The organism is Streptomyces sp. NPDC038135 (assembly GCF_055601245.1).
The window spans coordinates 24,549-51,481 of record NZ_JBVJXS010000010.1; the positions used below are offsets into that span (position 1 = coordinate 24,549).

Sequence of the window (26,933 nt, forward strand, 5' to 3'; positions counted from 1 at the left end):
ACAGCTCCATACTCATCGCCGGTCGGCCGCAGCCCCCGCCATTGCGGGACGGCCCTTAAGGGCCGTCCCGCAATGTCCATGAGGAAAGCGTCGGGGGCGATTGCCGGACTGGGATGAAGTCAATCCAGGCCGGTCGCCCATTCCGTGAGTGCGGCGAAGTCTTCGATGGCGAGGCCGCATCGAGGGTCGAACAGCAGTGATCACCGCGCCGGAGCCGTCTTGGATAGCCCCGTTCAGCGGACTGAATCCGCGCGCCTTATGCAAGCTCATCACGATGCCGCGCCGCGAGGGAGCGAAGCGCTGCGGCAGGGACGCCCGTGGTCGCTGTCACGCGCCCGGCTCACCACCACCCGCACCGCACAGCAGGGCGCCGGGCCCGGGGCGGCTGCCGAACCGGGTGGTGAACGCGATGCCAGCGACGTACTCGTTCGCTGCGCACTGCCCCTTGTAGTCGCCCTCGGCGAAGTCACCGCCCGGCGCCCCACCCGGACGGTTGTCGGACCGGTCGAACCACACGGTGCGGACGGCTCCCGTGAGCGCGGTACGGCCCGGCGCGCACAGCGCCGCCGACACCCGCTCCCCGCGCACGCTGTAGCCGGTCAGGAGCGCGCCCGGCGGGCACTGCAGCTTGGAGTACCCCGACGCCCAGTCGCCCCCGGCAGGCACGTACCGCTCGTCGGTGACGACGGTCTGTCTCGCGTCCGTGGCCGGAGTCGCCGTGCCGGCGTCGGTGCACAGGCCGCGGCCGCTGGTGTGGCCCAGGCCGATCAGCCGCAGCCCGTCCGGACAGGCGGCCTTGCGGGCCCCGGGGTCCCAGTCGCCCGTGGCCCGTGCGCGCAGCGACTCCACTGCGTCGCCGTGGTCGGTGGCGAGCATCCGCCAGACGGGCACGGACGCCACAGGTCCGGTCGTGCTGGGCGCAGACATGAGATGCCGCCAGGCCGTGCCGCGCCAGTCGGCGCCGTCCAGCACACCGGAGCGGTGCCCGGCGCCGTCGTAGCGCAGTAGCGCCCAGTCGTCGTGGCCCTCGAAGCCGACCAGCGGCCAGTACGCGAAGTCGGCGTCATGGCCGGCGAGGTAGTCGGTCATGTTTCCGAACCAGGTGCGGGCCACCGGGTTCGTCTCGCCGCTCCCGACGCCGAACTCACTCACCCAGACGGGCGCGGTGTAGTGCCGGCCGCTCTCCTCGACGAAGAACGCCTCGTCGTCCAGCGCCGCGCCCAACTGCTCGCGGGTCATGTCCTGGTAGCGCGCGTCGTGCGTCTCGCCGATGCCGGTGGCGCCGCTGTGGTGCGGACCGGTGTAGCCGTAGAAGTGGGCCGAGTACACCAGCTTGTGGGCGTCCACGAGGGTGTGCGAGAGCGTGCGTACGGGAGTGAGGTGCGGCCGTCCGTGCGGGAGGCCGTCCACGGGCAGGCCGGTCCAGTTGATGCCCTCGACGACGATGAGCAGACGGGGGTCGCCCTCGGTGAGGATCCGGTCCGCGGCGAGCTGGGCGGCCGCGTACCAGTCGTGGTCGTCGCCCAGGCCCCAGTTGGGGTCGTCCAGGACGTTGCGTCTGACCTCGTTGTACAAGTCGGCGCCCACCACCCCCGGAACCCGGGCGTAGCGGCGGGCCATGAAGACCCAGTCGTCGGCCCACTGTCGCGTGGACTGGCCGGTGTTCCACCGCTCGTTGCCGTCGACTCCGCAGCACCAGCGGGAGGTGTTGGTGTGGTTGTTGAGAATGACCGCGAACCCGCTCCGGCTGAGCGCCTCCACGACGGCGTCGTAGACCTGGAGCGGCGTCCTGTCGCGCAGCTGGGGGTTGGCGGTCACGGCGTTGTCGGGCACCGAGGCCGTGCTGTGGATCATCTCGTTGGAGAACGGCAGCCGGACGGTGTTGATGCCCAGGTCGTGGAAGTCGGTGAGCAGGCTGTCCAGCGGCACGCGGTCGAGACCGAGCGGTATCCCGTGGGAGTCCTGGCCCGCGTGGTGGCTTGCGGGATCGCCGATGTCGCCGCTGCCCGTCCACGAACCTTGCGCGCCGTCCCAGTTGGCCGCCTTCAGCCGGAAACGGTCACCCCGGGCGTCGACTATGTAGCGGCCCCGGGTGGACAGCGGCGGATACCAGGTCTCGGCCGCCGCCGAGGCGGTGGTCGGGGCTAATGAGCGTGGCGGCGGCGCGGCGGACGCAGTCGTTGTCTGCGCGGTCAGGAGCACGAGGCCGGCGACCGCTCCGGCCAGACGCAGGACAGTTGGTGCCATCGACATGTGGCCAGCCCTCGGTTGGTGTGGGGAACCGTTCTCCGAGGCTGTACGGTGCCCTGTCCCGCCGGGAACGTCCAGACGGCCGACGCACGCCGCCCCGCGGCGCGCGCCAGCCGGTCCGCGTACGGGAGGCGAATACCTCTTCATGCCCGGAATCCGCGCCCGGAACTGGCTCGCCCAACCCAGCCCGTGACAAGCCCGACGCGAGACCAACTCCCCGGCCGGCACGGCCGGCAAGGACTACGTCGTCGCCCACCACGCCACGGCCAGCGCGTACTACCGCGCTTTCCCGGACGCCACCGTCAAGGACACCCGCAAGGCACTGCGCGTCCAGGAGGCGTTCCCGAAGCTCCTGGACGAGGCCGGCTGACCCGCGCGAACCCAACGAATCGCACCGCCGTGGTGTCCGGGGCGAGGAGTGCTGGGTCAGCGGCTCCCAGGGGCAGCGATCTCCCGCTTGAGGATCTTGCCGGTGGGTCCCTTCGGCAGGGCGTCGACCTGCCAGACCTCGCGAGGGTACTTGTAGGCGGCAACTCGCTCGCGGACGAAGTCGCGGAGTTCGTCCGCGCCCGCCTCGGCGTCGGGGTGCAGGGCGACCACGGCGGCGACCTCCTCACCGAGGGTGGGATGAGGGATGCCGATCACGGCGGCCTCGGCCACGGCGGGGTGCTCGTGAAGGACCTCCTCGATCTCACGCGGGTAGACGTTGTATCCGCCGCGGATGATGAGGTCCTTCTTGCGGTCGACGATGTAGTAGTAGCCGTCCTCGTCAACCCGGGCCAGGTCACCGGTGCGCAGCCAGCCGTCCACGATGGCCTCCGCGGTCGCCTCGGGGCGGTTCCAGTAGCCCGCCATCACGTTGTGACCGCGTACGCACAGTTCGCCGACGCCGTCGACCGGGTCGAGGATGCGCATCTCGACGCCCTCGACGGGGGTTCCGACGGAGCCGGGCTTGCGGGGCCGGTCGGGGTGGTTGAAGGAGGCGATCGGGGAGGTCTCGGACATGCCGAACCCCTCCAGGACGGGGCAGTGGAATGCAACCTCGAAGGCGTGCAGCAGCTCGACAGGGAGGGAGGCGGCGCCGGAGACGCACATGCGCAGCGAGCCGGTGTCGGCCTTCTCCGCACCGCGCTCGAGTTCAGCGAGCATGGCGCCGTACATGCTCGGCACGCCCTCGAAGACGGTGACCCGCCGCTCCTCGACGGTGCGCAGGGCCTGACCGGGGTCGAAGCGGGCGAGCAGGGTGAGTCGGGCACCCGCCGTCACGGCGGCGTTCATGGCGCAGGACTGCCCGAAGGCGTGGAAGAGGGGCAGGCAGCCCATCACCACGTCGTCGGGGGTGAGCCGGAGCAGGGTGCGCCCGCCGATCTCGGCGTTGCGGGCCAGCCCCGCGTGGGTGAGCATGGCCCCCTTGGGCGCCCCGGTGGTGCCTGAGGTGTAGAGGATGACGGCCAGGTCGCGGTCCTCGCGAGGCACGACCGGCGCCGAGTCCGGGTACTCGGCGAGCAGTTTCCCGAGCCCGCCGGGCACGATCGGCACCACCGGGGTGCCGGTGCCCGCGGCCCCGTCCAGGGCCTGCTCGGCCACCCCGCCCCAGGCGAGGAGGAGTGTCATGCCGGAATCGCCCGCACAATGTGCGATCTCGCGCGGCTTGAGCAATGGGTTCATCGGCACCACGACGGCGCCGGCGCGCAGCGCACCGTAGTAGAGGACGGGGAACTCCAGCAGGTTGGGCAGCATCAGGCCGACCCGGTCGCCGGGAACCACGCCGCGGCCAGCGAGGAACGCGGCGGTGCGGCCGGCGAGGGCGTCCAGTTCGGCGTAGGTGAGCCCGTGGTCGCCGAGCTCGACGGCGCGGCGGTGGCCGTGCTCGCCGGCGGCACGGATGAGGAGGTCGTTGAGGTTCATGCGAGGGCCGGTTCCTGGTCAGCCGCGGAGCGCGGAGGCGAAGATGGCGGGCAGCTTGGCGATGCCGGGTGCGGTGGTGAAGCGTGTGACCCGTTCGAGGGTGATGCGGGCGGTGCGGTTGGTGACGAAGTACGGCGGGCGCGGCGAGAGCGACGGGGAGCCGGTGAAAAATCCGCGCGGGGCCGGTGCGAAGGGGGCGCGCAGCACTGTCTTCTCGATGTCCTCGAGCATGTAGGCGTTGTTGACGAAGCCGATGCCGCTGCCGATGGCCTGCCGGGTGTGGCCCGGATAGGCGCCCCACGGGGTGTAACCCAGCAGGAAGCCGAGTGCGGACCAGGTGTTGACGCCGACGGTGCCGTAGCGCAGCTCGGCGATGGCCGACCCGACCGCCTCGGGGTGGGTCTTCTCGGCCTGCGGGTGAACGATCAGGGTCGCGCCGAGTGTCCCCGGGAGGGCGTCATTGGCGAAGTCCACGGCGTGGCGCAGGAATTCGTCCGGGGTGTCGCCGGGGAGGCGCACCACGCCCAGGGCACTGGCGAAGACCTCACGGGTGAGCAGCACGTCATCGTGGTCGGAGATGTCGGGTACGAGGAGCCGGCAGCCGTCGGCGTGGCTCTCTGCCTCTGGGTGGGCCTGGCGGACGGCGGCGAGGCGCTGGCCGGCGCCGGGGTAGTAATCCGTGCGGGCCGGCAGCGCGCCCAGTACCTCGCGGATCTGCTCCAGCAGCCGCTCGGTGCCGTCCCAGGAGCGGGGCAGCACCAGGATCTGACTGGCGATGCAGTTGTGGCCTGAGTTGTTCATCTTGCTGGTGACGATGTGCTCGGCCTGGAAGCGGAAGTCCGCCGCACTCCACTCGCCCGGAACCACGATGCAGGGGCTGACGCCGCCGAGCTCGCTGGTGAACGGCTTGTCGATCAGCGGGGCGTCCGCACGCCGGCGCTGCTCGGCCTGCTCGTCGGTGCCCCAGACGATGGCGTCGTGGGTGCGGTCACTGCCGGTGACATGGATGGAGTCCACGCCGTCGTGCGTGGTGAGGTACGCGCCCTCGGCGGGACCGCCGTCGACGAACCGCAGCCAGCCCCGGTCGATGAACTCGGCGAAGATCTTCTCGAAGTATGGGCGGAGATAAGCGTTTACCGGGTTCATCTTGGCGACGACGACCTGGCCCTCGGTGTACAGCTTGTGCAGGATGTCGCCCGCGGTCAGCGCGGCGACATTGCCGGCTCCGAGCACCAGCGCCACTCCGGCGTGCGGTGCGCGTCCCCGGTACGGTGCGGCCGCCCGGTCGCGCACCTGCTCGGCGTCGGTGCCCGGCCGCATCCGGACCCGGGCCGAGTAGCTGCCGAGCAGCAGCCGGTCCCAGGCCCTGGCGGGGAAGACGTCCACCCAGGTCCGGCCGTCCTGCTCGCGCACTGCGCGCGCGGGCAGCGGGGCCTGGCCGGCGGCGATCCGCCGCAATACCAGGAGGCGGGCACTGACGTTCTGCGCCAGGGCCCAGGGCCCCCCGGCCCAGTCCTCCGCGGCCCAGGACGAGTCCGGGCCGTACCCCTTGGCGGCGGCAGCGGCGGCGACCAGGTCGGCCGCGACCCCGCTGATCCGCGGCAGAAGCCGCTCCAGCAAGCCGATCCGCTCGGCGAGCGGGGCCACGGCCCAGGACTGAGCGTTCTCACGCAGCAGGTGCAGGGCACGGTCGAGGGCGGACGTGCCGAGGGTGGAGTTGTCCACGTCACTCCTTGGGTGGCGAGCAGGGGGGAACGGTGTGCGTCATGAAGCCAGGCGGCGTGCGTCGCGGGCCGGGTCGATCAGGGCGGCGGCAGCGGTACCGCCGATTAGCAGGAGCACGCCCACGAGCAGCACGGCGTGCCGGTAACCGGCTGTGCCCTGAGTGTCGACGAGGTAGCCGGTCAGGGCAGGGGCGACCAGGCCGGCCGTCGTGACCACGGCGGTCATCAGGCCCAGGGCGCCCCCGCGGCGCCGGCCGGGGACGAGTTCGGCCACCGACGTCACCGCCACGCTCACCATGAGCCCGGGCAGGCCGAACCCGACGATCAGCAATACGACGGCGACTGCTCCGCCCGCCAGTTGCGACAGGCCGAGACAGCACAGGGCGCAGGCGATCAGCGTGACGCCGCCGACGCGGGCGCGGGCCCAGCGGCTGCTCACGCCGCGACGCAGCAGCCATCCGGTGAGTCCCGCCTGGCCCAGCATGGCGAGGCCGTTGACGGCCCAGAGCGCAGCGACCAGATTGGCCGCTGCGGTGTCCGAGTGACCCAGCCCGTCCCGCAGGTAGGAGGGCACCCAGACGAGCGCCAGTGCGGTCAACCAGTAGGCGCTGAAGAAGGCGACCGTGCTGCCGATCCAGCTACCGGTGCGGAGGATGCGCAGGTAGGGGGCGTCGGCGTGGTTCGGGGCGCCGGCCTCGATACCGGCGTTCGCCGGGGTATCGGCTGCATGGCTGCCGTCCCTGCCGAGGTTGGCCCAGACCGCGGCCCAGAGCACGCCCACGGCCGCGACCGCGGCGAAGGCGGAGCGCCAGCCGTGATGGTGGATCACCCAGGTCAGCCCTGGGGCCGCGAGCACGACGCCCAGGGTGGTACCGAGGGTGATCAGAGAGCCGGGCAGGTTGCGCTTGCGGTCGGGGAACCAGGACAGGGCGCTGTGCTGGGCGATGGGGAAGGCCGGCCCCTCGGCTGCGCCCAACACGATCCGGGAGGCGACCAGCATGGCGAGTCCGCCGCCCAGCGCCATGGGTGCCTGGGCGATCGACCACAGCAGCGCCATTCCCAGCAGCAGCCACCGCGGCCGTACCCGGTCCGCCAGTAGCCCGACCGCGGCGCCGCAGACGGAGAACAACAGGAAGAACGCGCTGTTGGCCAGTCCGAAGGACGTCGCCGACAGGCCGAGGTCGCGGCGGATCGAGTCGGCCGCAAGACCCATGACGGACTTGTCGGCGAAATTGACCATCATGAAGACCACGAGCAACCCGGTGACGATCCACGCCCGACGCCGGGAGTCGGGTGCCCGTGGGGAGAAGTCGTCGGATCTGACGGGGACTACGTCGTTGTCGGTCACGATGGCTCCATGAAGGTGGCTGCGGCGGACGGGAATCGGACGGGGTTCAGGCGAGCGGAGCGCACCTAGGGCAGGGCGATCGGGAAGGTGCCGGCGGGCTCCTCCAGCAGGCCCAGCAGGGTGGGCAGAACCTGCCGGTCGCCCTCGACGCTGATCCCGCCGGCGGTCACGGCCGCCGCGAAAGTCGCCGTGCCGCAGAGCACCCGGTCGAACTCCGCCCTGGTCAACCGGATGACGACGTCCGGCTGCCCGCCGCCGGGGGCGTCGCCGCGCATCGGGGTGAGGACCCCGTTGGCCAGCAGCAGGGTCCACGTCTCCGCCGTGTCGGTGAACTCCCAGCGCAGCAGCAGCCGGTGGGCCGCGGCCGCCGGGCCGTCGAGGCGGACCGCCCAGGCCTGGAAGATCTGCTGCGTGGAGAGGGCCGGAATCATCGTCAGGTCGGGAGAGCCGTCGACCGTGGCGCGCCGGGCCTCGGGGGGCTGCCGAAGTTCCCGGGCTCCGCAGAGATAGAAGTTGCGCCAGATGCCGCTCTCGGCGCCGTGGGCGAGTCGTTCGAAGGTCGTGGCCTGCAGCTCCCGGGCCTCGGTGTGGTCGGGTTCGGCGAACAGCACGTGATTGAGCACCTCCGCGACCCAGCGGAGGTCGCCCGTGTCGAAGGACTCACGGGCCTTGCTCACCACGGCCTCGGCGCCACCCATGAAGTCGATGTAGCGCCGGCCCGCTTCCGCGGGAGGGAGCTGCCACAGATGGGCCGGGTTGCCGTCATACCAGCCCATGTAGCGCTGGTACACGGCCTTGCTGTTGTGGCTGAGCGTGCCGTAGTAGCCCCGGGCGTGCCAGGCGCTGCCCAGGTCTGCCGGGAACTCCTGCAGTTCCTCGGCGATCTCCGTCGCGGTCAGGCCGCGGTTCATCAGGCGCACGGTCTGGTCGTGGAGGTAGGCGTAGGCGTCCCGCTGGTCGGAGAGGAGCGCGGTGAGCTCCGCGCGGCCCCAGGTGGGCCAGTGGTGGGAGCCGATCAGCACGTCGGCGCGGTCGGCGAAGAGCTGGACGGTCTCCGTCAGGTATCCGGCCCAAGCCTGGGCGTCGCGGACCTCGGCGCCGCGCAGGGTCAGCACGTTGTGGAGTGTGTGGTTGGCGTTCTCGGCCACCAGCAGCACCCGGTGGTCGGGCAGCAGGAAGTTCATCTCGCTGGGTGCCTCGGTGCCCGGCGTCAGCTGGAAGAGCATCCGGACCCCGTCGACGACCAGCTCCTCCCCGGTGCGGGTGATCAGCGCGGTGGGGGCGATCAGTCCGACGCGCCCGTCGGAGGTGGCCTGCCCCAGGCCGAAGCCGATCATCCCGGTGGGATCGGCCGACAGCGGCCTGCCGTACATGTAGCCGGCACGAACGAGCATGGCCGGCCCGGCGATGACGTTCTCACCGACCGCGTGCTCCATGAAGCCCTCCGGGGCGATCACCGGTACGCGGCCGGCGGTGACGTCCGCACGGTCCACCACGCCGTCCACGCCGCCGAAGTGGTCCAGGTGGCTGTGGGTGTAGACGACGGCGCTGACCGGCCGTTCACCACGGTGGCTGCGGTAGAGGGCGAGCCCGGCAGCGGCGCACTCCTCGCTGATCAGCGGGTCGATGACGACCACTCCGGAGTCGCCCTCGACCAGGGTCATGTTGGAGATGTCGAAGCCGCGGATCTGGTACACGCCCGGCACGACCTCGAAGAGGCCGTCCACGGCGTTGAGTCGGGCCTGCCGCCACAGACTGGGGTTGGCGGTGTCCGGGCAGTCCTGCTCCAGGAAGGACCACCGCTCGTTGTCCCAGACGACACGGCCGGTCGCGTCGCGGATGATGCACGGGTCGAGACGTCCGACCAGGCCCCGGGTGGCGTTGTTCAGGTCGGTCGGGTCGTCCCAGTCGAGTTCGCTCGCGTTCACGATGCCTGCTTTCGGTTGGTGGCTGGTCAAGAGGGCACAGGTGCTCAGCGCGGGGTGATGGTCAGTGCGCGCCGTGAGACACCAGGGCGTCGTCCGCGACCGTGCCGCGGTTCGGGAGCCGAGCAATGCGCACGGGGCGACGGGCGGTGGAGCCGAGTCGCTCACGCGTCACGGACCGGATAGAAGTTCATGGGCGACGCTTTCGCACCCGGCGAACCACATGCTCAGCGCTTCGGTGGTCCCGCGGACCACCTGGCCGCGGCCGCGCGCGGCCTCCCGGCCGGCGTGATCACGACGCGGTGGCGGGTGAGCCTGCAACCGGACCGCCGCCGCCGGACGGCTCCTGCACGAGACAGGGCTCGGGCCACTGTCTCGGGGATCTCCCGGCCGCGGCCGTTCCGTCCAGGCCGACCACAAGCGCCGCTCCTTTGCGGGTCAATGGTCGCGCTGGAGGTTGTCGGCGGCCTTCGTGCGGATCGTGGGACAGGGGAGGAGCGGGAGGCGCAGGGCTGCGAAGGCAGTGTGCGGAACGACGGGACGAGTCGGCTTGACCGGAGGGGTGTAGCGGTAGGACTCGCCCTGGGCGGGCCGGGAGTCGCCTTCGCCCTTGTTGGGCCACATGGACATGGCACGCTCGGTCTGGGCGGTGATGGTGAGGGAGGGGTTGACGCCCAGGTTGGCGGAGACGGTGGAGCCGTCGACGACGCTGATCCCCGGGTGCCCGTAGAGGCGGTGGTAAGGGTCGACCACGCCGGTCTCAGGGCTGTCGCCGATGGGGCAGCCGCCGATGAAGTGCGCGGTCAAGGGGATGTCGAGGAGTTCACCGACGGTGTGGCCCGGGAAGCCGTTGATCTCGTCGGCGAGCAGTCCGGCGGCCTGCTCCGCCGCGGGGATCCATGTCGGGTTGGGGGCTCCGTGTCCCTGGCGGGAGGTCAGCACGCCCTTGCCCCGGCGCACGCGCTTGAGGGAGACGGTGAGGGAGTTGTCCAGGGACTGCATGACCAGGCCGATGATGGCCCGCTCCGACCAGCGGCGCCTGTTCAGCGAGCGGGCGAAGAGGAGCGGGTGCCGGGCGGCGGTGGCGAGGAAACTCAGCCATCGAGGGGCGCGGCCGCCACCTGGGGCCTGGAGTACGGCCAGCAGACCCATGGAGTTCGAGCCTTTGCCGTAGCGGACCGGCTCGATGTGGGTGTTCTCGTCCGGGTGAATCGAGGAGGTGATCGCCACGCCTTTGGTGAAGTCGGCATGGCGTCCGTAGCGGCGGTCGGTGGTCTGCGCGGTGACTATGGCCTCGGAGTTGGTCCGGCTGAGGTGGCCCAGCCGGTCGGAGATGTGCGGAAGGTCCCGGCGTGCCTTGAGGGTGTGCAGCAGGGTCTGGGTGCCGTACGTGCCTGCGGCGACCACGACACGGCCGGCGGTGAGGCTGCGCTGCCCGCGCCTGCGGGAGTCGGTGCGACGGGTGTCGATGATGTAACCGTCGCCCTCCTCCCTGATCCGGGTGACCGTGGTGAGCGGGTGGATCTCGGCACCGCCGCGCTCGGCGAGATGCAGGTAGTTCTTGGTGAGCATGTTCTTGGCGCCGTGGCGGCATCCGGTCATGCACTCGCCGCACTCGGTGCAGGCCCGGCGAGCAGGCCCCGCGCCGCCGAAGTACGGATCGTCGACCTCCTCACCCGGCTGCACTCGGCGACCGCAGTCCGAGTCCTTGCCGTCACCGAAGAACACGCCGACCGGCGCCATGTGGAAGCTGGAGCCCACGCCCATGTTCTCGGCGACCGTCTTCAGGTGGACGTCGGAAGGGGTGAGCGTGGGGTTGAGACGCACCCCGAGCATGCGCTGCGCCTGGTCGTAGAAGGGCGCCAGCTCCTTCTGCCAGTCGGTGATGTGGCCCCACTGGGGATCGTTGAAGAACGCCTTCGGCGGCACGTACAGGGTGTTGGCGTAGTTGAGGGAGCCGCCGCCGACGCCCGCGCCGGCCAGGACGAGCACGTTGCGCAGCAGGTGGATGCGCTGGATGCCGTAGAGGCGCAGAGCGGGGGCCCACAGGTAGTTGCGCAGGTCCCACGAGTTCTTCGGCAGGTCGGCGGCGGTGAAGCGGCGGCCGGCCTCCAGGACTGCGACACGGTAGCCCTTCTCGGTCAGGCGCAGCGCGGCCACCGAGCCGCCGAAGCCGGAACCGACCACGACGACGTCGTAGTCGAGCTCCTTCTCCTCCGGCGGCCGGCCGTGATCACGGGGCGCGGCGGGAGTTGTCATGGTCAGCCTCCGAGGGCGGGACGAGGGCGGCCACCGCCTGGGGAAGAGCAGGGCCACTCCGGGAGCCGGCCCCACGGGGTTGGTCCGCGAGCGATCGTCGCTGCCGACCGCTCTGCGCCTCCCGCTGCAGGTGTGGGCCTACGTTAAGCGGGTCCGGCAGGCCGGAAGGATGTGCGGTCGCCCAGCACCAGTGGTCTCCGTTGTGCTGCTGCACCGGCGTGGGTAGCGTGACGACATGGAGTCTGCCGCCCCGGACATCGCGTCCTTGCTCAAGCTGGTCGCCGGACGGCTCCTCGACGAGGTCGACGCCCTCCTCGCGGACATCGACGCAGCCATTTTCGAGGTGGCCCCGGTACTGGCCGAGGACCCCACACTGGCCGCCGAGAGCCGGGCCAGCAGCCGGGCGAACGTGCTGCGCTGGCTGACCGCCATGCAACGGCGCCCCGGTGAGCCGGTCTCCCGGGACGTACCTCTGGAGACCCTGGACCTGGCCCGGACGCTGGTGCGCCGTGGTGCCGAACTCGACGCCCTCGTGCAGTCGTATCGCAGGGGCCAGAACGTGGCATGGCGGCGGTGGATGGACCTCGCGGCCGTGAACATCCCGTCCCGGGGCGACCTGGTCGAGGTGCTCCAAGTGTCCTCGGCCCTGATGTACGAGTACGTCGACCGTGTCCTGGACGCCGTCATCAAGCGAATGCAGCAGGAACGCCAGGACCTGCTCTCCGGGGCACTGGCCCGGAGAACGGAGACGATCCGGCTCCTTCTCGACGGTGCCCCCATCAGCCTTGAACGAGCCGGCCGGCAGCTCAACTACGACCTGACCGGACGGCACGTCGCCGCGGTGCTGTGGTCCGATCCGCCGGGCGAGGTCCACGGGATGCTCGAGCAGGCTGCCGGAACCCTCTCGATGGCGGCCTGCTCACGGCCGCCCCTCACCCTGCCTGCCGGCACGCGCACGCTGTGGGCCTGGCTTCCCGTCCGCCACGAGCCGGACTGGCAGGAACTACGCGACGCCATGGTTGCCTCGGCTCCCAGGGTCCGCGCGGTCCTCGGACCGCTCCGCGACGGCGTGACCGGGTTCAGGCGCAGCCACGCCGCGGCGCTCGCCGCCCAGCGGCTCCTCGCCGGCGCACCTGGCGGAGAGCAGTTCACCGCCTATCACGAGATCGAAGCCGTCGCCCTCGTCAGCCAGGACGAGGAGCGCATGGCGGAGTTCATCACCTCCACCCTGGGTCCGTTGCGCGGCGCCGACCCGGCGCACCTCACCCTGCGGTCGACCCTGCGGGTCTACCTCGACGAAGGCGGAAACGCCCCGCGGGCGGCCGAGCGACTGCACACCCACCGCAACACCGTGCTGCACCGGGTCGCCCGCGCCGAGAAGCTGCTGGGATACCGGATCACCGAGCGCCGCCTGGCCGTGTCCCTCGCCCTGGAACTCCTGCACCGCCTCGGCAGCCGGGCACTGCCGCGGTGAGCGGCCCCTCTTTTCTGTGGCGTATGAGCGAGGCGCGGACGAGATCCAGACCTTCGGAGTCTCCAGGGAGGCGCTACGCGTCCGGTACGCATTCGACGTCACTCTCGTCGTACTAACCTACTGAGCCGTGCTGGCTCGAACTGTGAGTCGTTGTATGCGCTGGTCACGCTCGGGTGAGTAGCGTCGAAACTCCGCCGAGAATTCGGCTTGCCGGGTTTTTTGGTCGGTCCTGCCGAGATACCCTGTAGGCATGATGGAAGTGAGTCGAAGCAGAGTCGCTTTCTCTAACGCCGGTCTTCATCGGGCAGTTGCATCGCCATGATCTGGGAAATACTGGTCCTGGGCTTCGTACTCAGTCTCGACAATTTCCGAGTATCGATCGCGCTCGGCACGGTCCCGTTCGGCTTGAAGCGCGCGGTGCAGGTCGCGCTGACCTTCGGACTGTGGGACGCCGTTATGCCCTTGGTCGGGCTGTTGATCGGTCGCCGGATCGGGGAATTCGTAGGGGGCGTCGCCGATGTGGTGGGCGCGGCCGCGCTCGGTGGGTACGGTCTCTACCTCGTCATCTCGTCCGTTCGCAACCCGGAGCCGGAGGAGTTGGACCACCCTTGGGCGTTGTTCGGTATTCCGTTGACGCTGAGCCTGGACAATTTGTTCGCCGGGGCGAGCCTGGGAGTTCTTGGTCTCTCGCCGTGGTTCTCGGCGGCAACGTTCGGCTTGATGACGGCAGTGTTGTCGCTGCTCGGTCTGCAGCTCGGGCGAGCCGCGGCGCGCCTCATCCGGATCCGCTCGGACCTGCTGAGCGGGGTCACCTTGATCATCGCCGCTGCGGCGCTGCCGTTGTGGTTCGGCAACTGATCCGCTCCGCCGGGAGGCGGGCCCGCGGGCGGGGAGGAAGGAAGGTCGCCGAGTTACGAGTCGGCGTCAGCGCCTTCGATCGCCTTGGCGACCATGTGGACGGGTGACAGGTGGCAGACCTGGCCGGTGCGGGCGGGGGATCAGCGGAGGATCGCCGGCACGCGGGTGGGTGTTGGCGGCCTCGACTGCCCGGATGACGAGGTCGTGGTCGGGTGAGAGGTAGCAGACCGGGTCGGTGCGGGAGGCGTCACCAGTGAGCAGGAACGCCTGGCAGCGGCACCCGCCGAAGTCCAACTCCCGCCGGTAGCAGCTCCGGCAGGGCTCTGGCATCCAGTCGGTTCCCCGGAACGCGGTCATCACGGGGGCCTCGGCCCAGATCCGCTCCAGTGGGTCGTCGCGCACGCTGGCCCGCGGCAGCGGCAGGGGCTGGGCAGCCGGGCAGGGCAGGACGTCGCCGTTCGGCGTTACGGTCAGTTGCCGAGAGGCCCAGCCGCCCATGCAGGGCTTCGGGAAGCGGCTGTAGTAGTCGGGGATGACGTAGATGATGTCCATGCGGTCCCGCAGCCGCTCGCGTGCCGCCCGCACGACGACTTCGGCCGCTTCGAGCTGGGCCCGGCTCGGCAGCAGCGCGTCACGGTTTCGCCAGGCCCATCCGTAGTACTGGGTGTTGGCCAGCTCCAGCCGGTCGGCGCCCACGTCCTCGGCCAGTTCGAACAGGTCGGCGATGCGGTCGATGTTGTGCCGGTGCAGCACCACGTTGATGGTGAGCGGCCACCCCAGTTCCTTGACGATGCGCATTGCCTCGATCTTGCGTTGGAAGGAGGGGGTGCCGGCGATCCGGTCGGACACCGTCGGTTCGTCGGCCTGGATGCTGATCTGCACGTGGTCCAGGCCGGCGGCCCGTAGCTCCTCGGCCCTCGATCGCGAGAGCCCGAGGGCGCTGGTGATGAGGTTGGTGTAGAGGCCGAGGTCGTGGGCGTGCGTCACGATCTCCGCCAGGTCGCGCCGCAGCAGTGGCTCCCCTCCCGACAGGTGGCACTGGAGGACGCCCAGGTCGCTTGCCTCGGTCAGCACGCGCCGCCACTCCTCGGTGGTCAGCTCGTCCTGATAGCCGGCCATGTTCAGCGGGTTGGAGCAGTAGGGGCAGGCCAGTGGGCACCGGTAGGTGAGCTCGGCCAGGAGTCCGAACGGGCTATCCATCGGTGAGCTCCAGCCAGCGCCGGGAGACGAGCCGGGTCAAGAACTGTCGCACCTCGTCCTCGGGGACGGTCTGATAGCGCGCGCCCAGCTCGGTGACGATCTCGGCCACGGTGTGCCGCCCGTCGCACAGCTCGAGGACGGCCGCGCCGCTGCCGTTCAGAATCACCACCGTCTCGGGGTGCAGCAGAATTCGGCGCCTCCTGGTCCGGCAGAAGGCCAGCCGGACATGGCGCGACAGCCGGGGCCGGTCAAGGGCCGATATTCCGACGGCGGGTCGGATTCTGGTGCCGGTCCGGGTCGTTGCGGTGTGGGTCGGGTCCATGGTCACTCCGGGTAGGCCTGGTCGATGGCGTCCATCAGGCTCCACAGGACGTCGCACTTGAACGACAGCGCGTCGACGGCACGCGCCTGGGACTCGGCGGAGAGGCAGTACGCGGTGACCACCTGGAGGGCGTGTTCGCAGTCGCGGGGCGCCTGTTCCAGACGGGAGCGGAAGTAGGCAAGGCCCGCGGGGTCGATCCACGGATACCAGCGTTCGAATGCCTGCAGCCGGGCCGCCATCAGGTCGGGCGCGAACAGCTCGGTGAGCGAGGACGCCACTGCTTCCACCCAGGGGCGGGTCCGGGTGAAGTTCACGTAGGCGTCGACGGCGAACCGCGCAGCGGGTACCAGGTGCCGGTGGTCGCGGACCTCCTCGCGGGTCAGCCCCGTGGCTTCGCCGAGGCGCAGCCATGCCTCGATGCCGCCCTCGCCGTCGGCGGTACCGTCGTGGTCGATGATGCGTCGGATCCAGCGGCGGCGGACGTCCAGGTCGGGGCAGTTGGAGAGGATCGCGGCGTCTTTGCGGGGGATGTTCTCCTGGTAGTAGAAGCGGTTGGCGACCCAGCCACGGATCTGTCGGCGGCTGAGCCTGCCGGCGTTCATCCGGACGTGGAACGGGTGCTGATCGTGGTATTGCCGCGAGTGGGCCCGCAAGCTCTCGACGAAGTCGTCGGCGCCGGTTGTCGTGGTTGTTGTCGTCACGGCTCTACACCTGGACCTCGAGGCCGTCTACGGCCACTTCCATGCCGCTTTCCTCCACGGTACGCCGTTCGGGTGTGTCCTCCAGGAGGATGGGGTTGGTGTTGTTCATGTGCACGAAGATCGTCCGCCCCGCACGCAGCGAGGGGAGTTGGGCAAGGCTGCCGTCCGGGCCGTCGATGGGCAGGTGGCCCATCTCCCGGGACGTCTTGCCGGACAGGCCGAGTCGGACGAGTTCGTCGTCGCGCCAGCAGGTCCCGTCGATCAACAGGCATGTGCAGTCCTCGATCTCCATACGCAGCGCCGGCGTCAGCGATTGCACCCCGGGCAGGTACACCAACGTTCCCCCGCTGCGCTGGTCGGTCAGCCGGTAGCCGACGACGCGACCGTGGTCGACCGCGGCTGCGAACCGGGCGGGTTTGGTGGTGGGTACGTCGAAGACCCGGCAGGACAGCCCGTCCGCCAGGGCGAGGTCGGCGCCGGGAGTCGCTGCACGCCACTCGACCGGGCAGTAGCGCTCGAGGGTTGGCAGAATTCCCGAGCCGTCACACAGTGTCGTGCGCGTGGCCGGTGTGGTGTACAGCCGCAGGGTGCGGGCCTCGCGCAACAGAAGCAGGCCGAGTGTGTGGTCCAGCTCGGCGTCGGTGAGCAGCGCCGCCTCCAGCGGTGTCGTCCGGTCGCCGCGCGGGTGCAGGGCGGGGAAGGCCTCGATCTGGGTGCGGACGTCGGGCGAGGTGTTGATGAGGAACCACCGGCGGCGGTCGGTGCTGACCGCGACCGACGACTGGGTGCGGGCGAGGCCGGACCGTGAGCGGACTTCGGTGCACACCGGGCAGCCGCAGTTCCACTGCGGGGAGCCGCCCCCTGCCGCCGAGCCCAGTACGCGCAGCAACACGCCAGCACTCCGTTCGCCGTATATCCGGGGCCGTTGCCGGCGCGGCCGTCCGGGGCCGTCCCGGGCTGTCCGGGGGCGCCGGACCAGGTCCGGCGCCGCCCCGGATCCGCTACTCCTCCAACCGATCGAGGTACATGGTCACCTCGGCCGCGACGGCTATCTCGTCGAACTCGGGCGTTTCCCACGCGGCGAGTTGAGATTCCGTCTCGGGGGTCTCCCACGCAGTGAGCTGGGATTCCATGGATTCACCTCCTTTCCGCGCGGACTGCGGCGGGCTCCGGTCGTGCGCTACGACGGTTCAGGGAGGGCGAAGACGATCAGGGCGCTGCCGTGCCCCGCGCCGAGCATGCCGGGGAGGAACCCCTCGGCCCAGCCGCCCCAACCGACCGGCACGGCGATGTACTGCCTGTCGTCGACCATGTAGGTGCTCGGGCTGCTGTGGTGGCCGCTTCCGCACTGGAACTGCCACAACAGCTCGCCGGTGCGGGCGTCGAGCGCGTTGAACTCCCCGGAGGCTTCACCGGCGAACACCAGGTCGCCGCCGGTGGCCAGCACCGAGGCGCACATCGGGAGTTCGTTGCGCCAGCGCCACTTCTCCTCACCGCCTGCGTCGAAGGCGCTGATGGACCCTGCCATGTCCTCAATGTCCACCTGAACGCCCGCACCCCAGTACGGAATGCTTTCCTTGAACTCCCGGCGTCGCCGCGTGGCCGTGGCGCCGGTGTCCTGGACCGGGACGTAGAAGAGCTGGGTCTTCGGGCTGTAGGCCGCGTGGGTCCATTCCTTGGCGCCGGCCGGGCCCGGGTAGAAGTGGACCGGTTCTCCCTCCTTGTCCGGGTACACCTTGGCCGTCACCTGGCCGTCCCTCGTGATCGCTCCCCATGTGATCCGGTCCACGAACGGGGTGATGTGTACTCTCTCGCCGTTGGTCCGGTCGAGTACGAAGAAGTAGCCGTTCTTGTCGAAGTGCCCGAGCAGTTTGCGCCCGTCGTGCTCGAACAGGATGCACTCGGCGATGCTGTCGTAGTCCCACAGGTCGTGCGGAGTGCACTGGTAGTGCCAGCGGATCTGACCGCTGTCCACGTCGACGGCGATGACGCTGTCCGTGAAGAGGTTGTCGCCCTCGCGGACACCTCCGTCGAAGTCGGGCGCCGGGTTACCGGTGCCGACGTACAGGAGGTTCGTCTCCGGGTCGAAGGTGCCGGTGACCCAGCAGTTCGCGCCGCCCCGTGCCCAGGCCTCGCCGTCGGCGGGCCAGGTCTCCGAGCCGGGCTCTCCGGGCTTCGGCACGGTGTAGCAGCGCCATTGGTGTTCGCCGGTCTCGAGGTCGAACGCGTCGAGGTGGCCGCGCACGCCGAACTCGCCGCCGGAGCTGCCCACGATGACCATGTTCTTCACGATCAGCGGGGCGACCGTGGCGCTTTCTCCGGCTCGGACGTCTCCGTAGGTTTTGTCCCAGACCCGCTTGCCGGTGGTGGCGTCGAGCGCGAGGATACGGGCGTTCGCCGTGACGAAGAAGACCTTCCCCTGAGCGACGGCGACCCCGCGGTTCACGTTCCCGCAGCACAAGGACACGTCGAAGGGGACCGCGTGCTTGTACCGCCAGATCTCCACGCCCGTCTTCGCGTTGAGGGCCCAGACCCAGCCGTCCCAGCCGGAGACGAACATGACCCCGTCGACGACGATCGGGGTTGCCTCGAACGAATAGGTTGACGCGCCCGCGATCAGGCCGGTCGTGCCGGCCTGGAAGACCCAGGCGGGGACCATGCGCTTGACGTTCTCGGTGTTGATCTGATCCAGCGGGCTGTACCGCTGCCCGTTATAGGCGCCGTAGTAGGTGAGCCAGTTCTGGGGTTCCTCGCGGGCGTTGAGTATGCGTTCGTAGTCGACGCCGGCCACTACCGGCGGCGCGACCTCGCCGCCCGCAACCTTGCCGCTCAGGGCTCCCTGATCGACAGCCTCACCCGCGTCGACGTAGTCGGCGTAGTCGACGGTCATTTCCTCCACCTCCTACTTGTTGCTACGGCCGCGGCTGTTCGGGACGGTCGAGGCGGGCCTCTGGCGGAGCGTCCCCCAGGACGACGATGGCCCCGGTCAGCCCCCGCCCCTCGTCGTTGCCGGTGGGCGAGGCGTACCAGTAGTAGCCCGGCCCGTCGAGGTTGAGGTGCGCGCGTCCGTGTGAATGGTTCACCAGCCAGATGAACTTCCGGTCGCCGTTGCTCGGCAGGAGCGCGCAGTGCGTATTCTGGTCGTCGTTGACGAGATCCAGCTCGATATCGCCTCCGTGAGGCATAACGAGAATGGAGGGATCAAAGGTCAGCTCATCCGGGTGGATGCGAATTGTGGCCTCCATGTGGCCATCCGATTTCTCGGTGGCCTGCCCAATGCTTCCGGTTCCCAGCACTTGCCCCAGCGCTGCTTTGTTCTGTGCGGCCAGCCCGATCTTGTCCAGCAGGTCGGCTCGCTCCTGCGTGGTCGTCATGGGGGCTTCACTCCCCTCATCCCAATCTCTGCGCCCAATTCGCATAAGGCGCGCTTAAGCACACACTTCGCTGGCCGGGTGTCCTGTCACTCGGCGGGGATATTCTTTCTGAATTGATAGTCCGCTACGCCGGGTGAGTCAGACCGAGAAGGGTGAGATATCTGTACTCAAAAGGCACGGTACGCCGGATGGATCACACCGACAAGGTGAGCCCCAGTTCGGGCGACTCACGCCGCTCGTCCGCCACCAGCTACCGTTCGCACCCGGATAGCCGCCGTTGGCAGGAGCCGGCTGCACTGCAGCGAGACGCGTCAGGTCCGGCCGCAGACTGACACAACCGTCGCCGGACGTGGAGGTGCTGGCGCAACCTGCCCGTCCACACGCGCTGACCGGTCTGCACGCCCCTCCTGGCGGCTTGACCTCGATGGAGGATCATACGAGGTCGTAGCGATCGAGGTTCATGACCTTGTCCCACGCGGCGATGAAGTCCCGCACGAACTTCTCCCGTGCATCGTCGCTCGCATAGACCTCCGCGACGGCGCGCAGCTCGGGATTCGAGCCGAAGACGAGGTCGACCCGGCTACCGGTCCACTTGACCTTGCCGGTGGCGCGGTCGCGACCCTCGAAGATTTCCCCGGCCGCGGATGTCGGCTGCCATTGCGTGCCCGTGTCGAGGAGATTTACGAAGAAGTCGTTGGTGAGCGCCCCGGGCACAGAGGTGAAGACGCCCAGCGGCGATCCCTGATAGTTGGCGCCCAGCACCCGCAGGCCACCCACCAGGACGGTCATCTCGGGCACGGTCAGGTTCAGCAGGTCCGCGCGGTCGACCAGCTGGTGCTCCGGCGGTAGTCGGTTGCCCTTGCCCCGGTAGTTGCGGAACCCGTCCGCTTTCGGCTCGAGCGGGGCGAAGGACTCTGCATCGGTCCACTCGTGCGTGGCGTCCGTGCGTCCCGCAGTGAACGGGACCTGGACGTCGTAGCCGGCGAGCTTGGCTGCCAGTTCCACGGCGGCGGCTCCGCCGAGCACGATGAGGTCGGCCAGCGAGACCTTCTTGTCCCCTCTCTGGGAGGTGTTGAAGGACTTGGCAATCCCCTCGAGAGTGCGCAGCACCTGTGCCAGCTCGTCCGGTTCATTGACCTCCCAGCCCCGCTGCGGCTCGAGGCGGATACGCGCGCCGTTCGCCCCGCCACGCTTGTCGCTGACGCGGAACGTCGAGGCCGACGCCCACGCGGTCGAGACGAGCTGGGAGACCGACAGCCCGGAGGCGAGTATGCGGCTCTTGAGCGCGGCGATGTCCGCCGCCCCGACGAGCTCGTGGTCGACCGCGGGGACCGGGTCCTGCCAGCGCAGCGTCTCCCGGGGGACCAGCGGTCCGAGGTAGCGCTGGACCGGACCCATGTCGAGGTGCGTCAGCTTGAACCACACCCGGGCGAACGCATCCGCGAGCTGGTCCGGGTTCTCCAGGAACCGCCGGGAGATCGGCTCGTAGACCGGGTCCGACCGCAGCGCGAGATCGGTCGTCAAAATCGTCGGGGCGTGTGCCGTCGACGGGTCGTGGGCGTCCGGCACGGTGCCGGCCCCGCCGCCGTCCCTCGGGGTCCACTGCCACAGACCGGCTGGACTCAGCTCCAGGTCCCACTCGTAGCCGAACAGGGTCTCGAAGAAGCTGTTGTCCCATCTCGTCGGGGTGGGTGTCCACGTACCCTCCAGACCGCTGGAGATGGTGTCCCTGCCCTTTCCGGTGCCGTAGCTGCTCTTCCAGCCCAGGCCCTGCTCCTCAAGGGGGGCGCCCTCGGGTTCGGGGCCGAGGTAGGACTCCGGGTCGGCCGCGCCGTGGGTCTTGCCGAACGTATGGCCGCCCGCGATCAGCGCGACGGTCTCCTCGTCGTTCATCCCCATGCGCCGGAACGTCTCACGGATGTCCCGGGCCGCGGTGAACGGGTCCGGGACGGTGTTCGGCCCCTCCGGGTTGACGTAGATCAGGCCCATCTGGACCGCGGCGAGAGGGTCCTCCAGCTCCCGGACGCCGCCATGGCGTTCGTCTCCGAGCCAGGCGCGCTCGGGACCCCAGAAGATCCCCTCGTCGGGCCCCCAGACCTCCGCCCGGCCACCGGCGAAGCCGAAGGTCCTCAGGCCCATCGTCTCGAGGGCACGGTTCCCCGCGAAGATCATCAGGTCGGCCCACGAAATCTTGCGGCCGTACTTCTTCTTGATCGGCCACAGCAGCCGGCGCGCCTTGTCGAGGTTGCGATTGTCCGGCCAGCTGTTCAGCGGCGCGAAACGCTGCATGCCGGTGCTCGCGCCACCGCGGCCGTCGGCGATGCGGTACGTCCCGGCGCAATGCCACACCATGCGGATCACCAGCGGCCCGTAGTGGCCGAAGTCGGCCGGCCACCACTCCCGCGACGTCGTCAGAGCCTCGTCGACGTCCCGCGCCAGGGCGTCGAGGTCGAGCGTGAGGAACTCCGCGGCGTAGTCGAAGTCCTCGCCCATCGGGCCGGCGACGGCGGAGTGGTTCCGGAGCACCGTCAGGTTGAGCTGGTCCGGCCACCAGTCGCGGTTGCCCGCACCCCCGGTTGGACGACGACGGTGCTCGGCCGAGGCGGACAGGCCGAGGCCGCCCGCGCTCCCAGCGTTCATCTCGCCGCTCACAGCGTCCGGATTGTCAGACACGGGAACCTCCTTCCGGGCCCAGGGGCCGTGCCGGCCTCGCCTGGTCAGATGTCCAGCGCGCGACGCACGGCCGGCGCGTTCCGTCGGGAAACCGGCACCATCTCCCGCACCCGGCCGTCCATGATCAGAACCAGGTCGCCCTTGACCCCCCGCTCGATCTCCCGGACACGGCTGAGGTTGACCACGTACCGGCGGTGCACCCGCAGGAAACCGAAATCCGCCAGCTCATTGTCGAGCTTGTCCAGGCTCACAGAGGCGGCTCGCAGTCGCCCCTGCTCGGTGCAGAGCCACACGTCGTTCCCCATCGATTCAGCGAAGGAGACCTCCGGCAGCTGCAGCAGCACCATCCGGTTGCCGCGTACCGCCACCAGCCGACGCGGCTGCACCGACGGGTGCGCGGAACCCTCCGCCTGGGGCAACTGCGCCCCGTCGGACGCACCGAACGCGACCAGGTTCCCGATCAGGTGCCCGGACGAGAAGACGGGTCGGAAACTGATCGATGTCGGCTCGTCGGCGAGATGGGCGAATATCTGCGTCGAGCCCACCCAGTCCGGGTTGTGAGCCGCCTGGCCGGCGGCGTACCGGGCGGCCGCGATCAACTCCGGCAAACCGGGGTTCCAACGCAGTGTCGGGTCGACCGCCGGGGTACACGCCGGGACGCCCAGGAGCACGCTTGCCATGTCGTCGGCGATCACCACCTTGCCCCCGGTGTCCAGCGCGGCGAGCGCCGCACCGGAGCGTCCCCTGGCCTGGGTGTATGCAGCGACCAGCTCCGCGCCGCTATCCCTGGCGCGCCTCTTCAGCGGGTGCTGGGTCATGGTCACCGCCTTCGCCAGCCAGCTTTCCGCGGACGCAGGAAGCTCGCTGCGCCAACAGCAGATGGTCAGCACCGCGATCGGTTCCGTGGTCACCACGTCGCGCACCGCCATACCCGCGCAGAACCAATCGTGGAACGCCCGGCACCAGTGCTCCGCACCGCGGATCGGTACCGGACCGTGCGCCTCGAGCGCCGTCCCCATACCGTTCGTCCCGACCGCACACTCGGACCAGCAGAACCAGGGCGCCAGATTGCACCCGCCGGCCTTGGCGAGCGTGGCCTGATCACCCCACTCGGCCAGTATTCGCCCGGCGGCATCGGTGACGGTGACGACGCAACCCAGGCTGCCCACTTCATGCGCCACGGAGGCGGCACGAAATCCCAGCTCAGCGAACACGACATCATGCTCGGGGGCATGGCCGAACTCCGCGACGGCCACCGGAGCCTCCGTGAGGTAAGGATCGACCCGGTACTGCTCTCGGCAGCGATGCCAGGAGATCGCCACCAGAGGCCGGACACCCGGAATGTGATCCTCGCCCTGCACGAACCGCTCCCACGCCGCGAGCACGCTGCCACCGCCCGGGTCCGCCGACGTGGGCTCAAGCCGATGTACATCCCTCATGGTTCAGAACCGCCTCTGGTCCATCCCCAACGCCCGACGACGTGCGCGCGCTCCGCGCCGGTCTCCGCTGCCGGGCCTCCAGCTCACTGGGCGCCGCGTCGCGCGCCCTCCTGCTTCGTCACTCGTTCCAGGCCGTGTCACACACCTGCACCTCCCACCCTAGGTACGGTCGTCGGGCTGTGCACGTCCCCTCCGGGCCGCGTATGCGCCCTCAACCCCGGGGGGAACTGGAGGTCGTGCGCAGTGCGCACAGCGTCCTGCACGACGTCAACGAAAACCAAGATCACCGACGTGACGAAGCGACTACGGCCGTGTACCGGAAACGGATCTTGAACTGTGAATGGTCACGGCTCACGGGTCGGGCAGATCTCACGGGCGAACAGTCATGGAACCGGCCCGCTGCCGGCCGAGATCGTCCTGCAGCGCGACGTCGCCGGGAGAATCCGGGCCGCGCGGTCGAGCGGCTGAACGCCCCGCCCCGACGGCTCGCCGTTCGAGCTGCACCTTTCCACCACCGGCTGACCGGGACTGAGCGCCGGAGGGCCCGAGAAAGGGTTTGCCCACCCGGTAGCTCTGTGTCACCGTTCGGCCTGGACCGGCAGTTGATCATCTGCGGCCGGTCGACGTCGACGTATCGACGGCCTCTCGGGGATCCACCGCAGAGGTGACGAAACGATGGGAACCGGTGCCGTGGGGAACAGTTACGAGGACAAGTGCCGCCGGGCGTTGGCCGAGGAGCAGGCGAAAAGCCTTGCCCTGACCAACAACTGGGAACATGTGGACAAGGAGCAGGTCCACCAGGACTGGGACGTCCTGTACCGGGAGATCACGGCATTCCTGGACGGCGGCTCCCTGCCAGGGGACCAGCAGATCCAAGAGCTCGTCCGCAGGCACTTCGACATCGTCAGCCGGTTCTACACGCCCTCGAGGGAGGCTTACGTCGGCATGTCGCTCTTCTACGCCGAGGACGAGGCCATGAGGGCGTTCCACGATTCCTACCACTCCGGGATGGTGGAGTTCCTGGGCGCCGCGATCAAGGTGTTCGCCGAGCAGGGGAGCGGGTTCGCCCCCCGCGCAGGGGCCGAGGCTTCGGCGTAGTCGGGCGACACGGGCCAGGATCCGCAAGGGCGGGGTTCAGCGTCCGGGGTGTCGGGCTGGTGCCGAGGCAGCCTCGTGCGTGAGGACGACTTCGCCTGCGTCTTGTGTGTGAGCGTTCTACCGACGGCGTGGAACGAGGACGCGCCGCGTAAGACCGCGGGTCACAGCCACTCGTCAATGGTCGCGACGAGGACGCCCGGGATCCCAGATTTGGCAGAGCAGGCGCGGAATGGGGGGTCCGCTCCGCTCTGTGACTTCCCGTAGACGTGTTTGGACGGGAGTTCTGCAGTCACTCGACCGTTGAGCCAGGTCAGATTGCAGTGATGTCGCTCTGAGCTGCCTAGTGGGCGGCCGTGGCGGAGAGGATCGAGCCCCACGGCCCTCAGTGGCGCGCCAAGGCGGTTTGCAGTCTCCGCGCACGGCTCGTCGGACAGGCGGTTGAGAGGACATGATGGGCGATTGCACGGTCGAGATGACAGCTTCGGACGATGGTGTCGTGGGCCTGGTACGAGGCGAGATGGACCATGAGAGCCGCTCGGCGTTGACCGAGGATCTCAACCGACTCATCACTCGCAGTGCCCGAGTCATCGTGCTGGAGCTGTCCGAGGTAACCTTTTGCGACTCATCTGGGCTCAACGTGCTGCTACTGGCCCGGCTGCGGGCGAACGAGCACGGTGCGGAACTGGCCTTGGCTCGTGTGCCGCAGCATCTACTGCGCATGTTGGAGATGACCGGAATCAATCAGGTTTTGTCGGTCTATGACACTCCCGCCGAGGCTGAAGCGGCCCTCTCCCGCTAGTCGACGGGGCCTGACACTGATCACGTAATCCCATGCCGCAGCCGTGCCCGACCAAGCGGGAACCACGAGGGCATCAGACAGTCGCGGTAAAGGACACGAGAATGCCCCTTGACCAACGATCCAGGCCAGGAGCCGTTCTCACTGCACCTCGCGCTCGTGCGGGCTCAGTGTGGGAAGGTGCGCGCTGGACCAGTGCAGCACCAGGCCGCCCCATGCTCTCGGTCGGGACTCGCGACCAAGGCGCAGCGATCCGTTTGGAGAGCCCGCTCAGCACAGCAGGCTGTAGGGCATGATCGAGCTCACTGAGCGCTTCAGTTGGCGGATGAGCGCGCCACCTGGCGGGGCTGAGCCGTAGATGGCGGTCGACTCGGCTCAGGCCTGTGCCGCTACGGAGCGCACGGAGGGAGACGGGCCCTCGCTCGCGGGCCGCTCCTATGGCAACGGGCCCACTTGTTGATGTCGAGCAAGGTGACTTGCTCGCTGTACCCGTCGTGTTTGTCCGTCGATCACGCACTCGACTCCGGGGCTGATCCGTGAAACGGCTCTCCGGGGCGTTGTGCGTGGATATGGCGCACGCGCTTCACCGTCACCGCCGCGGGGAGACCGGCCAGGAAGAGAGACAGTCCCACCGGGAGCACCCCCGACCACACCGTCGGTGAGACATACGCGGTGCCGGATGTGCCGTCCACCAGCCACGCGCGGACCGCTTGCGAATCGATGTCGCCCTCGACGGGGACTTCGAACGACGAGTCGCCGTCGTCCGGGGTGAAGATGCCTGAGCAGGACGTTGACGTTCCCGCATTGGCCACGGTGTTGTCGTACGTCCGGCAGTCGACTTCGGTCACGGTGCCGGGCTTGCCCCACAGCGCTGCCCGAAGCTCTGCGGTGAAATTCGTCAGTACGACGTAGGCCAGCAACAGCCCGACCAGACAGGCCAGCGCCAGCCACGGGGCGGGTCCGACCTGCTCCCGCCCGCTCTGTTGCCCGTCCAGAACGTTCCCACCCTCGCTCATCCCCACCCTCGGATCGCCGACGGACCTCCATGGTGACCGATCCGAGACGCCCTCGGAAGTCCGCCATGACGTGCTGGTGGGCTCGCACGATCGTCGAGTCGACCGACACCGGGTCAACGCCCTTACCCCACCATCAAACTTCCCGGGCACCGCACCGCCGGCTGAGAAGCCGGGCACCAGGAACAGCGGACCTCAGCGCGCCGGGAAACGCAGCCACGCCGAGCGCAGACGCTGCCCGTCCTGCGGCCGCGGCAACGCCCTGCATACGGGCGCCGACAACTGGCCCGACCTCGACGCCCACGCCTGCGTGACCGTCACCGAGTGCCGATGGCGCGATCAGGGCCTGTGCGACTACCGCGAAACCAGCGAGCGGCGCATGCCGCCATTGCCTCCAGGACCGGATCGGCGAAGTTGCTGACGGCTGGTTCCGTCCGCCCGTACGCACACGACCTGGCCAGCTTGCTCGGCAGGTCCGCGGACGACCCGGGCCACGGTCACCGGGTCCGTGGCACCTGCCAAGGCCAGGGACCCGTCATTTCCGGGTGCTCGGCCGGCAGGAAGGGCTGAA

20 protein-coding genes and 1 pseudogene are annotated in these 26,933 nt (G+C 69.5%); 5 read left to right on the forward strand and 16 right to left on the reverse strand.

Going from position 1 to position 26,933, the window contains the following annotated elements:
• Positions 1–178: 178 nt before the first annotated feature.
• Positions 179–327: pseudogene (locus ACZ7JA_RS27350) on the forward strand (IS5/IS1182 family transposase); the annotation flags it as partial.
• Here the strand turns inward: ACZ7JA_RS27350 and ACZ7JA_RS27355 are convergent.
• From ACZ7JA_RS27355 to ACZ7JA_RS27380, 6 genes are all read right to left on the reverse strand, one after another.
• Positions 328–2,253: a glycoside hydrolase family 5 protein gene (locus ACZ7JA_RS27355; protein WP_470810931.1), complete on the reverse strand. Its 1,926-nt coding sequence runs from the start codon at positions 2,251–2,253 to the stop codon at positions 328–330. It abuts the pseudogene before it with no gap.
• A 423-nt stretch (positions 2,254–2,676) separates the two neighbouring features.
• Positions 2,677–4,158 carry a long-chain-fatty-acid--CoA ligase gene (locus ACZ7JA_RS27360; protein ID WP_470810933.1) on the reverse strand — a complete coding sequence of 494 codons (1,482 nt, stop codon included), beginning with the start codon at positions 4,156–4,158 and terminating at the stop codon, positions 2,677–2,679.
• An 18-nt stretch (positions 4,159–4,176) separates the two neighbouring features.
• The gene (locus tag ACZ7JA_RS27365; RefSeq protein ID WP_470810936.1) at positions 4,177–5,883 is read right to left on the reverse strand and encodes an aldehyde dehydrogenase family protein; all 1,707 of its coding nucleotides are present in this window, start codon (positions 5,881–5,883) and stop codon (positions 4,177–4,179) included.
• 39 nt (positions 5,884–5,922) lie between these two features.
• Positions 5,923–7,230, reverse strand: coding sequence for an MFS transporter (locus ACZ7JA_RS27370; RefSeq protein WP_470810939.1), 1,308 nt, complete (start codon positions 7,228–7,230; stop codon positions 5,923–5,925).
• 65 nt (positions 7,231–7,295) lie between these two features.
• Positions 7,296–9,158: an alkyl/aryl-sulfatase gene (locus ACZ7JA_RS27375; protein WP_470810941.1), complete on the reverse strand. Its 1,863-nt coding sequence runs from the start codon at positions 9,156–9,158 to the stop codon at positions 7,296–7,298.
• A 435-nt stretch (positions 9,159–9,593) separates the two neighbouring features.
• On the reverse strand, positions 9,594–11,414 hold the full coding sequence (locus tag ACZ7JA_RS27380; RefSeq protein ID WP_470810943.1) for a GMC oxidoreductase: 1,821 nt from the start codon (positions 11,412–11,414) through the stop codon (positions 9,594–9,596).
• Between the two features lie 235 nt (positions 11,415–11,649).
• On the opposite strand from ACZ7JA_RS27380, the gene ACZ7JA_RS27385 reads away from it, so the two are divergent.
• Together ACZ7JA_RS27385 and ACZ7JA_RS27390 are read left to right on the forward strand one after the other, a co-directional pair.
• Positions 11,650–12,888 carry a PucR family transcriptional regulator gene (locus ACZ7JA_RS27385; RefSeq protein ID WP_470810945.1) on the forward strand — a complete coding sequence of 413 codons (1,239 nt, stop codon included), beginning with the start codon at positions 11,650–11,652 and terminating at the stop codon, positions 12,886–12,888.
• A gap of 318 nt (positions 12,889–13,206) precedes the next feature.
• Positions 13,207–13,746: a manganese efflux pump MntP gene (locus ACZ7JA_RS27390; RefSeq protein ID WP_389454328.1), complete on the forward strand. Its 540-nt coding sequence runs from the start codon at positions 13,207–13,209 to the stop codon at positions 13,744–13,746.
• 66 nt (positions 13,747–13,812) lie between these two features.
• Here the strand turns inward: ACZ7JA_RS27390 and pqqE are convergent, their stop codons facing one another.
• From pqqE to ACZ7JA_RS27435, 9 genes are all read right to left on the reverse strand, one after another.
• Positions 13,813–14,946 (reverse strand): pyrroloquinoline quinone biosynthesis protein PqqE, encoded by a 1,134-nt coding sequence (gene pqqE, locus ACZ7JA_RS27395; protein WP_470810947.1) that lies wholly within the window; start codon positions 14,944–14,946, stop codon positions 13,813–13,815.
• Positions 14,939–15,268 carry a pyrroloquinoline quinone biosynthesis peptide chaperone PqqD gene (gene pqqD, locus ACZ7JA_RS27400; protein WP_389298386.1) on the reverse strand — a complete coding sequence of 110 codons (330 nt, stop codon included), beginning with the start codon at positions 15,266–15,268 and terminating at the stop codon, positions 14,939–14,941. Before pqqD ends, pqqE begins: the two co-directional genes overlap by 8 nt.
• A 2-nt stretch (positions 15,269–15,270) precedes the next feature.
• Positions 15,271–15,969: a pyrroloquinoline-quinone synthase PqqC gene (gene pqqC / locus ACZ7JA_RS27405; RefSeq protein WP_389298388.1), complete on the reverse strand. Its 699-nt coding sequence runs from the start codon at positions 15,967–15,969 to the stop codon at positions 15,271–15,273.
• A 4-nt stretch (positions 15,970–15,973) separates the two neighbouring features.
• Positions 15,974–16,861 carry a pyrroloquinoline quinone biosynthesis protein PqqB gene (gene pqqB / locus ACZ7JA_RS27410; RefSeq protein WP_470810950.1) on the reverse strand — a complete coding sequence of 296 codons (888 nt, stop codon included), beginning with the start codon at positions 16,859–16,861 and terminating at the stop codon, positions 15,974–15,976.
• Between the two features lie 109 nt (positions 16,862–16,970).
• Positions 16,971–17,102: a pyrroloquinoline quinone precursor peptide PqqA gene (gene pqqA / locus ACZ7JA_RS27415; protein ID WP_351669435.1), complete on the reverse strand. Its 132-nt coding sequence runs from the start codon at positions 17,100–17,102 to the stop codon at positions 16,971–16,973.
• Between the two features lie 47 nt (positions 17,103–17,149).
• A complete protein-coding gene (locus ACZ7JA_RS27420; RefSeq protein WP_351669437.1) occupies positions 17,150–18,859 on the reverse strand; it encodes a PQQ-dependent dehydrogenase, methanol/ethanol family in 1,710 nt (569 codons plus the stop codon).
• 22 nt (positions 18,860–18,881) lie between these two features.
• On the reverse strand, positions 18,882–19,343 hold the full coding sequence (locus ACZ7JA_RS27425; protein WP_351669439.1) for an MSMEG_3727 family PQQ-associated protein: 462 nt from the start codon (positions 19,341–19,343) through the stop codon (positions 18,882–18,884).
• 432 nt (positions 19,344–19,775) lie between these two features.
• Complete coding sequence (katG, locus tag ACZ7JA_RS27430; RefSeq protein ID WP_351669521.1) at positions 19,776–21,983, reverse strand: catalase/peroxidase HPI; 2,208 nt, start codon at positions 21,981–21,983, stop codon at positions 19,776–19,778.
• Between the two features lie 77 nt (positions 21,984–22,060).
• Positions 22,061–23,455 carry a LytTR family transcriptional regulator DNA-binding domain-containing protein gene (locus ACZ7JA_RS27435; protein ID WP_470810954.1) on the reverse strand — a complete coding sequence of 465 codons (1,395 nt, stop codon included), beginning with the start codon at positions 23,453–23,455 and terminating at the stop codon, positions 22,061–22,063.
• Positions 23,456–24,130: 675 nt separating this feature from the next.
• On the opposite strand from ACZ7JA_RS27435, the gene ACZ7JA_RS27440 reads away from it, so the two are divergent.
• Positions 24,131–24,553, forward strand: coding sequence for a TipAS antibiotic-recognition domain-containing protein (locus ACZ7JA_RS27440; RefSeq protein WP_470810956.1), 423 nt, complete (start codon positions 24,131–24,133; stop codon positions 24,551–24,553).
• 472 nt (positions 24,554–25,025) lie between these two features.
• The gene (locus tag ACZ7JA_RS27445) at positions 25,026–25,352 is read left to right on the forward strand and encodes an STAS domain-containing protein (protein WP_351669445.1); all 327 of its coding nucleotides are present in this window, start codon (positions 25,026–25,028) and stop codon (positions 25,350–25,352) included.
• Positions 25,353–25,858: 506 nt separating this feature from the next.
• Here ACZ7JA_RS27445 and ACZ7JA_RS27450 read toward each other — a convergent pair.
• Positions 25,859–26,365, reverse strand: a complete 507-nt coding sequence (locus tag ACZ7JA_RS27450) for a hypothetical protein (protein WP_470810958.1) — start codon at positions 26,363–26,365, stop codon at positions 25,859–25,861.
• Positions 26,366–26,933 lie beyond the last annotated feature (568 nt).